This window comes from Flavobacterium covae (assembly GCF_001534645.1).
Classification (GTDB): domain Bacteria; phylum Bacteroidota; class Bacteroidia; order Flavobacteriales; family Flavobacteriaceae; genus Flavobacterium; species Flavobacterium covae.
Genome location: NZ_CP013992.1, coordinates 2,189,572 through 2,202,698, shown reverse-complemented (window position 1 = coordinate 2,202,698; position 13,127 = coordinate 2,189,572). Strand labels below are relative to the sequence as shown.

Annotated in this window: 9 protein-coding genes; all 9 read left to right on the top strand. The window is 33.5% G+C overall.

Translation table 11 applies throughout. From position 1 onward, the window contains the following. Positions 1-2: 2 nt before the first annotated feature. The 9 genes from ilvD to AWN65_RS09700 all read left to right on the top strand — a co-directional run bounded on the left by ilvD (position 3) and on the right by AWN65_RS09700 (position 13,126). Positions 3-1,676, top strand: a complete 1,674-nt coding sequence (gene ilvD, locus AWN65_RS09745; RefSeq protein ID WP_060382991.1) for a dihydroxy-acid dehydratase — start codon at positions 3-5, stop codon at positions 1,674-1,676. 39 nt (positions 1,677-1,715) lie between these two features. Further along, positions 1,716-3,464, top strand: coding sequence for a biosynthetic-type acetolactate synthase large subunit (gene ilvB / locus AWN65_RS09740; RefSeq protein ID WP_060382990.1), 1,749 nt, complete (start codon positions 1,716-1,718; stop codon positions 3,462-3,464). A 10-nt stretch (positions 3,465-3,474) separates the two neighbouring features. Beyond that, entirely contained in the window at positions 3,475-4,056 is a 582-nt protein-coding gene (ilvN, locus tag AWN65_RS09735) for an acetolactate synthase small subunit (protein WP_060382989.1), read from the top strand. A gap of 25 nt (positions 4,057-4,081) precedes the next feature. After that, entirely contained in the window at positions 4,082-5,602 is a 1,521-nt protein-coding gene (gene ilvC, locus AWN65_RS09730) for a ketol-acid reductoisomerase (RefSeq protein ID WP_060382988.1), read from the top strand. Beyond that, complete coding sequence (ilvA, locus tag AWN65_RS09725) at positions 5,589-6,833, top strand: threonine ammonia-lyase IlvA (RefSeq protein ID WP_060382987.1); 1,245 nt, start codon at positions 5,589-5,591, stop codon at positions 6,831-6,833. Before ilvC ends, ilvA begins: the two co-directional genes overlap by 14 nt. 853 nt (positions 6,834-7,686) lie before the next feature. Next, on the top strand, positions 7,687-11,022 hold the full coding sequence (locus AWN65_RS15255) for a type VI secretion system Vgr family protein (RefSeq protein WP_060382985.1): 3,336 nt from the start codon (positions 7,687-7,689) through the stop codon (positions 11,020-11,022). After that, a complete protein-coding gene (locus AWN65_RS09710; protein WP_158447600.1) occupies positions 11,019-11,987 on the top strand; it encodes a hypothetical protein in 969 nt (322 codons plus the stop codon). The genes AWN65_RS15255 and AWN65_RS09710 overlap by 4 nt, the downstream gene beginning before the upstream one ends. Before the next feature lie 12 nt (positions 11,988-11,999). Then, entirely contained in the window at positions 12,000-12,338 is a 339-nt protein-coding gene (locus tag AWN65_RS09705; RefSeq protein ID WP_060382983.1) for a DUF4280 domain-containing protein, read from the top strand. A 41-nt stretch (positions 12,339-12,379) separates the two neighbouring features. After that, positions 12,380-13,126 (top strand): phage baseplate assembly protein V, encoded by a 747-nt coding sequence (locus AWN65_RS09700; protein ID WP_060382982.1) that lies wholly within the window; start codon positions 12,380-12,382, stop codon positions 13,124-13,126. Position 13,127: the final 1 nt, after the last annotated feature.

Here is a 13,127-nt window from a genome sequence, read left to right as displayed (position 1 = left end):
TAATGGAATTAAATAAATACAGCAAAACGATTACCCAAGATCCTACACAACCAGCTGCTCAAGCTATGTTATACGGGATAGGCCTAAGCGATGATCAATTAAAGCAACCTTTTGTAGGTATAGCCTCAATGGGATATGATGGCAATACCTGTAACATGCATTTAAATCACTTGGCCAGTTATATAAAAGCATCTGTAAATGAAGAGGATATGGTAGGGCTAATCTTTAATACAATAGGGATTAGTGATGGAATAACAAATGGAACAGATGGTATGCGTTATTCTCTTGTCAGCCGAGAAATTATAGCAGATAGTATAGAAAGTGTTGTTGCAGGGCATTATTATGATGCTGTGATAGCAGTTCCTGGTTGTGATAAAAATATGCCAGGAGCTATTATAGCTATGGGAAGGCTAAATAGACCTGCTATCATGGTTTATGGAGGAACTATTGCACCTGGAAAATACCAAGGCAAAGATTTGAATATTGTATCTGCCTTTGAAGCGTTAGGAGAAAAAATTGCCGGAACAATATCAGAAGAAGACTTTAAAGGAATTATAAAAAATTCCTGCCCTGGAGCAGGTGCTTGTGGCGGGATGTATACCGCTAATACGATGGCAATAGCAATAGAAGCTTTAGGTATGAGTTTACCTTATTCAAGTTCAAATCCTGCTATAAGTGTAAATAAAATTAAGGAATGCGAAAGCGCTGCAAATTACATTAAAATATTATTAGAACATAACATTTGTCCTAAAGACATCATGACTTTTGAAGCTTTTGAAAATGCTATCACTACGCTAATAGCCTTAGGAGGTAGTACTAATGCTGTTTTACACATTATAGCAATGGCAAAAAGTGTAAATGTTGTGATAACTCAAGATGATTTTCAAAGAATAAGTAATACCACACCTTTAATTGCTGATTTTAAACCAGGAGGTAATTATTTAATGCAAAATTTACATGAAAAAGGAGGAGTTCCTATGGTTTTAAAATACCTTTTAGAAAAAGGAAAACTTCATGGACATTGTATAACTGTAACAGGAAAAACAGTAGCTGAAAATTTAAAAAACATTCCATTAATTAATTTTGACGATCAAAATATTATAAAACCTCTTGAATCACCTTTAAAAAATACAGGTCATTTACAAATCTTATATGGGAACCTTGCTGAAAAAGGAGCTGTAGCAAAAATTACAGGTAAAGAAGGTGAATATTTTTCAGGACCAGCAAAAGTATTTGATGGCGAAAAAGAACTTATTGCAGGAATTGAAAATAAGAAAATTCAAGCTGGAGATGTAGTAGTAATTCGCTATGTAGGACCTAAAGGAGGACCAGGAATGCCTGAAATGTTAAAGCCTACATCCGCCATTATAGGGGCAGGATTAGGTAAAAGCGTAGCCCTTATTACAGATGGTAGATTTAGTGGAGGGACACATGGTTTTGTAGTAGGACATATTACACCAGAAGCTTTTGATGGTGGGACTATAGCATTAGTTAAAGACGGTGATATAATAGAAATAGATGCTAAAAATAATAAACTCCATTTATCTATATCTAAAGAAGAACTTCATAAACGAACATTACAATGGCAGCAACCGAAATTAAAAGTTAACCAAGGTGTTTTATATAAATATGCAAAATTAGTTACGGATGCCTCTCAAGGATGTGTTACCGATTAAAAATAATTAATAACCCCATACTATCTAAAAAATAGAATTATGGAAACAAAAAGAATAGAACAAGTTACTCCGCCTTTAAGAGAGGCAATACAAACTTCTGGAAGTATAGCCGTATTAGATGCCCTACTTTCAGAACAGGTTACAACTATTTTTGGTTATCCAGGTGGCGCTATTATGCCCATTTATGATGCCTTATTTGATTATAACGAGCAGATACAACATATTTTAGTAAGACATGAGCAAGGAGCAATTCATGCAGCACAAGGTTTTTCAAGAGCTAGTGGAAAAACAGGGGTCGTATTTGCAACCAGTGGACCAGGAGCTACTAATTTAGTAACAGGTTTAGCAGATGCTATGATAGATTCTACACCACTTGTATGTATCACAGGTCAAGTCTTTGCTCATTTGTTAGGAACAGATGCTTTTCAAGAAACAGATATTGTTAATATTTCAACACCAGTAACTAAATGGAATTATCAAATTACAGATGCAAATGAAATTCCAGATGTACTAGCCAAAGCTTTTTATTTAGCAAGTACCGGAAGACCAGGTCCCGTATTAATAGATATAACTAAAAATGCGCAACTTCAATTCTTTGAATACAAAGGGTATAAACCATGTCATTATGTAAGAAGTTATAGAGAAAAACCCATCATAAGACCAGAATACATAGAAAAAGCAGCCCAATTAATCAATCAAGCCAAGAAGCCATTAGTCGTGTTTGGGCAAGGAGTAATCCTAGGCAATGCAGAAAAAGAATTTCTAAAATTTATTGAAAAAGCAGGACTTCCTACTGCTTGGACCATAATGGGGATGAGTGCAATACCTACCAGTCACCCATTAGCTGTAGGAATGGTAGGTATGCACGGAAATTATGCCCCTAATTATTTAACCAATGAATGTGATGTTTTAATAGCTGTGGGAATGCGGTTTGATGATAGAGTTACCGGTAGATTGGATATGTATGCAAAACAAGCTAAAATAATTCATTTTGATATAGATCCTGCTGAGGTTGATAAAAACGTTCAAACAACCGTACCTGTCTGGGGAGATTGCAAAGAAACACTAGTTCAAGTAACAGAATTACTCAACCAGAATACACATTCTGACTGGATGAAAGAATTCAGAATAAAAAAAGAAAAAGAAAATACCTTATTAATTCAAAAAGAACTTTTTCCTACTGAAGGAGAACTTACTATGGCAGAAGTAATTCAAGTACTTAATGAATTAACTAGTGGTAATGCAATTATAGTAACTGATGTAGGGCAACATCAAATGGTAGCTTGTAGATATGCTTCACAAAATCAGACTAGAAGTAACATTACAAGCGGTGGTTTAGGTACTATGGGATTTGCTCTGCCAGCGGCAATAGGAGCTAAATACGGTGCACCTAAAAGACAAGTTATTGCAATTATGGGAGATGGAGGAGCTCAAATGAACATTCAAGAATTAGGAACTATAATGCAATATCAACCCAATGTAAAAATACTGATTCTGAATAATAGTTTTTTAGGAATGGTTCGCCAATGGCAAGAATTATTTCACGAAAAAAGATATTCATTTACAAATATTCAAAGTCCTGATTTTGTCCAAGTCGCAAAAGGCTATAGGATAAAAGGAGCACAAGTAGCAGAAAGAAGGCTTTTAAAACAAGCATTACAAGAATTTTTAGTATATGAAAAAGCCTATTTATTAGAAATAAAAGTAGCAAAAGAAGACAATGTATTTCCTATGGTACCACAAGGAAGAGGAGTTGCGCAAATCGTTTTATCTAAAGAAGAAATATAAAAAGTAGATTATGAAAAAAGAATATACATTAACGATTTATACTGAAAATCATATAGGATTGATTACAAAAATTTCGATTCTTTTTTCAAGAAGGAAAATTAATATCGAAAGTTTAAATACATCACCTAGTGAAATTCCAAACATTTATAGATTCACATTAGTAATAAATGAAACAGAAGAAAAGATTAAAAATTTAGCTAGACAATTAGAAAAATTAATAGATGTTTTAAAAGTTTTTTACAATACTAATGATGAAATTATTTGGCAACAAATGGCTTTATACAAAGTTCCTACCTCAGTTACAATGAAAGAAGTAAGAGTAGAACGATTATTACGTGAATATGGCGCTAGAGCAGTAGTTATTAGAGAAGATTATACCGTTTTTGAAACCACAGGTCAACAAGAAGAAATAGAAAAATTGCTAAAAAAATTAGAAGAATATCAACTTATCGAATTTGTTAGAAGTTCACGTATAGCCATCATTAAAGATAGTAAAGGAATTCATCAAAAAGTAACCGAATTAGAAAAAAAGAATTCAACTTTAATTTCACAGAGTACAAATGAACCATTTGTAACAAGCTTTGGATTATAAACAACACAATAAAAAATAAAATATTATGGAAAATTATTTTAACACTTTACCACACCGATTAAAGGTACAGGAATTAGCCAAGTGCGAATTCATGGATAAAAATGAATTTGTAAATGGAGTAAATAAACTTTTAAATAAAAAAATTATCATTATAGGTTGTGGAGCACAAGGTTTAGCACAAGGGCAAAATTTAAGAGATAGTGGACTTAATGTAGCCTATGCTCTTCGTAAAGAAGCTATAGAAAATAAAAGAGAATCTTATGTAAAAGCAACTTCTAATGGATTTGAAGTAGGGACCTTTGAAGAATTAATACCAACAGCTGATCTTGTATCTAACCTAACACCAGACAAGCAACATACAAATGTTGTAAAGAAAATAATTCCCTTGATGAAAAAAGGAGCTTGTCTTTCCTATTCTCACGGATTTAATATTGTAGAAGAAGGAGTTAAGATTAGAGAAGATATTACGGTCGTTATGATTGCACCTAAATCACCAGGATCTGAATTACGGAATGAATATTTAAGAGGTTTTGGAGTTCCTACATTAATAGCCGTTCATACAGAAAATGATCCTAATCAAGACGGATTAGAAATAGCCAAAGCATATTGTGTAGGTACAGGAGGGCATCGAGCAGGAGTTTTAAAATCGTCATTCGTAGCAGAAGTAAAATCAGATTTAATGGGAGAACAAACCATTCTTTGCGGTTTACTTCAAACAGGATCTATTTTATGTTTTGATAAGATGATTGAAAAAGGAATAGACGCTGAATATGCCGCTAAACTAGTTCAGTACGGATGGGAAGTAATTACAGAAGCCTTGAAAATAGGAGGGATAACAAACATGATGGACCGTCTTTCGAATACCGCTAAAATAGAAGCTTTTAAACTTTCTGAAGAATTAAAAAAAATTATGACTCCTTTGTTTAACAAACATATGGATGATATTTTGTCAGGTAAGTTTTCTAAAACAATGATGGAAGATTGGGCAGCAGGAGATAAAAACTTATTATCATGGAGAGCCGCTACAGCAGAAACTGCTTTTGAAAAAACAACCGCTACAAGTCAAGAAATTACAGAACAAGACTATTTTGATCATGGTACCCTTCTGGTTGCTTTTGTAAAAGCAGGAGTAGAGTTAGCATACGAAACTATGGTAGCAGCAGGAATAAAAGAAGAATCCGCTTATTACGAATCCTTACATGAAGCACCGTTAATAGCTAATACCATTGCTAGAAAAAAATTATTTGAAATGAATCGAGTAATTTCTGATACAGCAGAATATGGCTGTTATTTATTTGATCATGCTTGTAAGCCCCTGTTAGCTAATTTTATGGAAAAAATAGAATCCTATTTAATAGGCGAAAAATATAACAATCAAACGAGTAAAAGTATAGATAATTTTGAATTAGTTACCATCAATGCAGCCATTAGAAATCATTCTATTGAAATTTGCGGAGCTAAATTACGCTCTGCTATGACCGAGATGAAAACGATAGTAACTGATAATTCTAATTCAAAAAAAGAACTTCAATATGAACTTATATGAAGAAACAATCTTAGCTAAGAATCAATTAAGTGGAGTAGTATTTACTACTCCATTATTTCAAAATGTAAATATATCAGAACAATATAAAGCAAACATCTTTTTAAAAAGAGAAGATTTACAAATTGTTCGTTCTTTTAAAATAAGAGGAGCTTATAATAAAATAAGTTCATTAAATACAGAAGAACGTCAAAAAGGAATTGTCTGTGCAAGTGCTGGTAATCATGCACAAGGAGTTGCTTTTTCTTGTAATCACCTAAAGATTTATGGCAAAATATACATGCCTAAAACAACGCCAAAACAAAAAGTAAAACAAGTACAATTATTTGGTAAATCATATGTAGAAATTCAACTCATAGGCGATACTTTTGATGATGCTTACCAAAAAGCAATTGAAGATGCTAACAAAAACAATAAGACCTTTGTTCATCCCTTTGATGATTTAAAAGTTATAGCAGGTCAAGGAACCGTTGCCCTAGAAATTTTAGAACAATCAACAACAAAAATAGATTATGTTTTTGTTCCTATAGGAGGAGGAGGATTTGCTTCAGGAATTATAAACGTTTTTAAAAAACTCAGTCCTGAAACAAAAATAATAGGAGTAGAACCTTTAGGAGCTCCTTCTATGAAAGTTGCACTTGAGAAAGGAAGTAACGTTATGTTAGAATCAATTGATAAATTTGTAGATGGAGCTGCCGTTAAACAAGTAGGAAATCTTACTTATCAAATTTGTAAAGACACATTAGATGATATCGTATTAGTTCCCGAAGGAAAAGTTTGTACCACAATATTAAGACTTTATAATGAAGAAGCACTAGTGGTAGAGCCTGCTGGAGCATTATCTATTGCAGCCTTAGATTTTTATAGCCAAAAAATAAAAAATAAAAATGTAGTTTGCATCATAAGCGGTAGTAATAATGATATAGAAAGAACAGAAGAAATAAAAGAACGCTCCTTATTATACGAAGGGTTTAAACATTATTTTATGATTCAATTTCCACAACGTCCAGGTGCCTTAAAAGAGTTTGTAAATGAAATATTAGGAAATGAAGATGATATAACCTATTTTCAATTTACTAAAAAAAATAATAGAGAAACAGGACCCGTAATTGTAGGATTAGAACTAAAAAAACCAGAAGACATAGACGCTATTAAAAATAAAATGGAAATTAATCATTTTCAATATAGGTATTTAAATGAAAATAATGACCTTTTTACCCAACTTATAGGATAAAAAAATAGCTCAAAACTGAGCTTTGACTTTAATTTTTTTATAAAAGTGTGTCCCAAAAGACTACAAACAATCCTATTGAGAGATAAAAATCACATAATACTGATTATTAAATACACTCATACAACCTTGATTTTTTACTTTTGGGACACACTTTTTTTAAATCAACTCTTGTCAACCCCTTAGCCCTCATTTTAAAAACACAAACAAGAAAAGCAGGAGCTCACATTATTTTCCTATCCCTTTTCATAATCCCCCTCTTGGAAAATACAAGACACAATCTTTATAATTAAATAGATTAACACTCCGTATAATCTGTGTGGATTTTTTTTTAAAATATTTTTTCCGCACAAAGTTGTGTAGTTTTTTTTAAAAAATATTTTTTCCGCACAAAGTTGTGTAGTTTTTTTTGAAAATTTTTTTTTCCACACAACTTTGTGTAGTTTTTTTTTGTGAAAAAAATTTCCACACAAAAAAAATTCAGTAAGCATACAAAAACATTGCCCCATCAATAGACTGAACCCAAATTAGACAACAGACTTTGCAATGCAGAACAAAAGAGGAATATGAACCGCAATTTTTCCCCTAGTTCTAGTTTTACTCCATTGAAGACAAAAAATGGAATGTTTTTTTTCGATTCAAAGCCCTTTTAACAATAATAAATTTCCAACACTTATATGTGAGGTTTAACGTTTTGAATTAATTTTATTAAACCCCCAAACAAACCCATTAACCAATCTTGGTTTTAATACAAAATATTGTATTTTTAAGTTGCTGTAAAATAAAACAATGCGTTGTGTTATAATAAACACTGTTTTTAAATAAAAAAAACAAGAACTAAACAAGCTAACTAACTATGGAAAATTACAACAGTGATTATGGAAGGCTCAACCACCCAGATGACCTAGCCCAATACGCTAAATTACGCACCTTTAAAGACTACCTAACAGACAAATCTGATTTCTTAGTGTACTGCACCCTAAGTATAGAAGGCAAAGACTTTTTAGAAAAATCCCATTTTAACCTAGCATTCCATCAAAAGACTAACGACCACGACAGCTTTACCCTAGATACCCGTGCTGATTCTCTAGACAACGAAGAGGCGTACATCATGGAAAATTCTAAAAGCTATCTAGGCAAAACCCTACAGATCCACTTACACCGATTTGGGGAAATAAAACAAACCTTTACAGGGATTATAACCCACCTAAACCTCTTAAAAAAAGACGGTTACGGCAGACTCTACATAACAGGACACGCCCCAACGATTATGCTAGAACAAGGCCTTGAATCCCAAAGCTTTGAAAACAAAACCCTAGGAGAAATAGCCCAACAAATAGCAACAGATTACCCCAAGACACTCAACCTCATTACCCAAAATAACAACACCCAACACGTGTTGCCCTACACCGTACAATACAATCAAACAGATTACCAATTTTTAAAACAATTGGCCATACGCTATGGCGAATACCTCTATTACAACGGACAAAGCCTAGTATTAGGCAACAAAGTAGGCCCTAAAATCATCCAACTAGAAGAAGGCGCAGACCTAGTACACGCATCCTTTGAAATATCTGTAAAACCCCAGCAATTTACCTACACCTCCTACGATGTAGAATCAGGCAGCACCCTACAAAGAGATAGCGCCTCAGTTCAATTACAAAACAAATTCAACCCCTACCAAGTAACCGCAATAAACGCCTCAAAAGACGTATTCCATAAAAAACCCAATAAACACTACAACCCAACGGGTATTAATAATAAAACAGACAGAGAACTACAAGAGGCCGTACGAAAACAAAAAGAACACAGAGAAAACCTGATGATCGTAAAAGGCAAAAGCAAAGATCCCGAACTCAAACAAGGCGTTCTAACCAAGCTGATTGACATTAACGACAGACCCATGGAAACCTACCGCATCATAGAAATCAACCATTTTCATAACGGAAAGGATTATTACAACGAATTTGTAGGAATCCCTGATATGTGGACCCCACCTTATTTTGACGACAACATCCATCCTAACTGCGAAGAACAAACGGCACGCGTAGTAGATAACAACGACCCTATGGGAATGGGTAGAGTACGCGTACAATTTCCTTGGCAAGAAAAAAAGAATCAAAAAACCCCGTGGATTCGTTTGATACAACCCCACTCAGGAGCTGGCAAAGGCTTTCATTTCATCCCTGAAATAGGCGAAGAAGTCCTTGTAGGATTTGAAAACGGCAATGCCGAAAAACCGTTTGTATTAGGGACTCATTACAACGGAAGCGAAACCAGCGGGTACCATACCCCAGGAAATGATCTAAAAGTCATAAAAACCCGTAGCGGTATTGAAACCCTTACTAACGATTCCCAAGGAAGCTGGAAACAAAGCACACCTGACGGGAATTACTTGTATTTTGATGGACAAGGTAATGCAGTACTTAATGTGCCTAAAAAGTTAATAATTAATGCCACAGATGTAGAAATTAATGCGTTCAATAATGTGGCAGCTAACGTTTCAAACAGCATGATTTTAAACATCATGTCACAATTTTTTGTTTTTGCACCATTTATGAAACAGGTTATCAGCGGATTTATGAATCTGTTCAGTGGAAAAGCCCTTATCAATTCGAAAGAAACCATTCATATTGAAGCGGAAGAAGTTACCACATACGGAACAGAAAAGATGCTACTGCATTCTGATAAATTGACTTCCATTAACAGCATGGAAGTGGCTGAAATGCACGGTAAAACCAAGAATAACTTTACCAATAAGCCAACTAAACATAAGAAAAAACCAGTAGAAACAATAACCAATACATTAGTAGAATTTAGACCTCTAACCACATGGAAAGGAGAAGTTGGATATGATTGGCTAAGGATAGATGATAATAGCGCAGGACAAGAAACACCATACTATGATTGCTTAGAAAATGGATATGAAAAACCGACTAAAACTGATACCAATACAGAATATGAAAGTAAGGAAGAAGCATTTAAAGCCTTGGAAAAAGAATATTTACAAATTCCTATAAATAGAATCAGTAATCCTAACCTTAAAAAATATTATATTCCGTGGCTTAATTTATATCCCGAAGCAGTCAGTGCTGCAGCCACAAGTACCCCTGCACCACCATGCGAAATAGACTTAAGAGTTTTGACAGACATAGAAATAGAAGAGCCAGACCAAATACGAATTATTTTTGATAAAAAATATTTTACCATAGATGCAAAAGATGGGACAGATACCCATCCTGTACTGATTACTGATAAAGCGATTGCTTCTAAACATGACACAGGACAGATTATTAAAATAAAATGTATAGAAGAATTCTCTGTAAGACAAGAGATCACAGTGTATGCGTATCCGAAAGATTCTCTTCTAAAAACTCCTGCGGAACAGCTTACCCTGCGCAGAGTAGCAGGTAGAATTGTCCTAGAACCTAATAAAAATACTCCTGCTTCTAAAGGGAAACCTGCCGTGAAGAACAGAAAAGAGTTGAATGTGGTGTTGGTTTCTGTTTGGACTAATATATTAAACGGTTTAACTATAAGTAAAGGTTTATATAATCCAGCTTTATCACCTAATGAAAATACCTTTTTTCAGAATTCACTGCATCAGGCATTAATAGAAACTAAATTGATAAAACAATTGCCCGATTCAACAGGAATAATGAAGGATATTGTTTTGGATCTATCTGCGGTACCTCAATTTAAAATACATAGGGATTCTAGGGGTAATCCGATTGATTCTACTTATATTGATAGCTCAGGAAATTTAAAACCCATTAATGCTTTATTAGTAGAGCTTAAACGAAGGTTTCATCTTCAGACCTCCAATAATCACATTAATGATTTTATTATTTTTGCTTTTAATGAAAGATGTCCTGATACTTCAAACCCCAGATTTGTTATCAATGGTTTTGCAGAAGCCATAACTGTAGGCAATAAAACCATATTTAAAAAAAGTGCTGTAATGTTTAATACACGAAGAGATACCACATTACCTCATGAGTGTATGCATGGTCTTGGATTGTTCCATACACATGCAGATGGAACAATTTATGATTCTGATCAAAAATTTGTCTTTGCTAATGGAGGAACAGACCCAGTTCATTCTACAGATAATATTATGAGTTACAGGCAAGATAGAAGGAGTACTCTACACTGGCAATGGAAAATCTTAAAAAGAAATGTAAAATGAAAACATTAATAGTTAGCGCAATTTTATCACTGTATATGATAAATTGTAAAGGGCAACAAAAAGATACACTTAAACCTAATAATTTTAAAAAAGAGACTATGGAATATTTTGATTTAAAGAAATACAAGGATCTACCTATTAACAAAGAAAGACTAAAATCATCATCTGATTTTTATTTTAAAGACAATAATAAATATATTGATATTTTATATTTTATAAATACCATACAAGTTGAAGAGTATTATGATAATAAGTCAATAAAAATCATTAAAGTATATCATAACAATACTTTATTAAAATCTACAGTAAGAGAATTTAATAGTTTCCCCATTGGGATTACAAAAGAATATGACGAAAACGGCAAGTTAATTAAAGAAATAGATAATGATAAAAACTACCCTTTTAAAGTAGAAGATTTATGCAAACTCATTAAAGAAGAATATGGAGTAGATTTAATGGTAAAATCAGACTACAAGAAGAATATATTAGAATATAGAGTAGATAGAAGATACGAGTCTTTAACACAGCAATATCTATATCTCGTGGTTTTCTCTTGTGGCTATTCAGATGAAGGAGAAGGTAGATATCCTGTAAAAGTGGTATATATTGATGGTACTAATGGAAAAGTATTATATGAGGATGCAGAATTTTTAGAACTCCCTAACGGTGATAAAATACCTAAATCAAAAACAAAATTTCCTCAAAAAGGAGAAAAAGAAAAGAAAACTTCCTCTATTTACAAAACCCACCAAGGCAAGTCCTATACAAAGACAGAGTGGGAAGATTTTGAAGAAAAACAATATGAAGAATACTGTAAAAGAACAGGTAGATCTTATACTCCAAAAGAGAAAGCTACTAAACCCCAAGATTCAATTAAAAAAAGTTCTTTTATTGTAGATGAAGAAAAAGGAGATAATCATACACCCAAAAAGAAAAAAGGATTTTGGGACAACTTGTTCAAATAAAAATTGTAGATCATGCCACAAAAACTCACAGAAAAAGGGCTCCTATTTTGTAACAAAGGGACAAAATCAGGTCAATTAAAAGTAACTAGTCAGACCTTTAGTAGAGTAGAAGGAAAACTCATTGCAACAGAAGAAGACAAATACCCCGAAACCAATATTCCTAGTTTCGGAGTTTGCGCTATTACCAAAAGTAACTGTACTTCTGCAATCATAAAATGGGATAAAACCACAGAAAAAGACAGTATCAATAATTTTAAAATTCTTACAGAAGAAAGTAGCAGTCAATGTTCTGTTGGAGGAAAAATTTCTGTAGAATACAAAGGACATGAAGAACAACACGAAATAACTTGAATATAAAGAAAAGTTATATAAAAAAACGCAATCTAACCAAAATGATTGTTAACAACGACCCTATGGGAATGGGTAGAGTACGCGTACAATTTCCTTGGCAAGAAAAAAAGAATCAAAAAACCCCGTGGATTCGTTTGATACAACCCCACTCAGGAGCTGGCAAAGGCTTTCATTTCATCCCTGAAATAGGCGAAGAAGTCCTTGTAGGATTTGAAAACGGCAATGCCGAAAAACCGTTTGTATTAGGGACTCATTACAACGGAAGCGAAACCAGCGGGTACCATACCCCAGGAAATGATCAAAAAGTCATTCATACCCGATCTGGCACAAAAATAATCCTAAACGATGCCCAAGGTTCCGTTTTTATAGAAGACCCAAGCGGCAATACTTGGACAATGGACGGGCAAGGGAATATCAATGTAAATGCGCCTAAAACTTTTTCAGTAAATTGTACAGATATGGAAGTAAATGTATCTAATAATTACACTACTACTGTGGGAGTAAACAAATCGACTAATGTGGGAATGAATCAAACCACTTCTGTAGGGGCTACATCAAGCGAAACTGTAACAGGCGCAAAAAGCTTGACGGTAGGATTGAGTATGCTTACTCATATTACAGGTAAATTGGATGAATATATAGGAGGCGATGTGCATAGTGAAACAAAAGGAGGGAAAAATATAGTTAATTCTGAAAAAGGTATTGTTATAAATTCTGAAGGAAGTATTGATAAGAATGCTAAAAAAGGAGTCAACGTTAATAGTGCCGAAAAAACTAAAAACCACTAAT

What these genes read in the sequence shown, in the direction of transcription:
- AWN65_RS15255 (WP_060382985.1), top strand. Translation starts at nt 7,687, where the DNA reads ATGGAAAATTACAACAGTGATTATGGAAGGCTCAACCACCCAGATGAC.
- ilvC (WP_060382988.1), top strand. Translation starts at nt 4,082, where the DNA reads ATGGAAAATTATTTTAACACTTTACCACACCGATTAAAGGTACAGGAA.
- AWN65_RS09705 (WP_060382983.1), top strand. Translation starts at nt 12,000, where the DNA reads ATGCCACAAAAACTCACAGAAAAAGGGCTCCTATTTTGTAACAAAGGG.
- ilvN (WP_060382989.1), top strand. Translation starts at nt 3,475, where the DNA reads ATGAAAAAAGAATATACATTAACGATTTATACTGAAAATCATATAGGA.
- AWN65_RS09710 (WP_158447600.1), top strand. Translation starts at nt 11,019, where the DNA reads ATGAAAACATTAATAGTTAGCGCAATTTTATCACTGTATATGATAAAT.
- ilvB (WP_060382990.1), top strand. Translation starts at nt 1,716, where the DNA reads ATGGAAACAAAAAGAATAGAACAAGTTACTCCGCCTTTAAGAGAGGCA.
- AWN65_RS09700 (WP_060382982.1), top strand. Translation starts at nt 12,380, where the DNA reads ATGATTGTTAACAACGACCCTATGGGAATGGGTAGAGTACGCGTACAA.
- ilvA (WP_060382987.1), top strand. Translation starts at nt 5,589, where the DNA reads ATGAACTTATATGAAGAAACAATCTTAGCTAAGAATCAATTAAGTGGA.
- ilvD (WP_060382991.1), top strand. Translation starts at nt 3, where the DNA reads ATGGAATTAAATAAATACAGCAAAACGATTACCCAAGATCCTACACAA.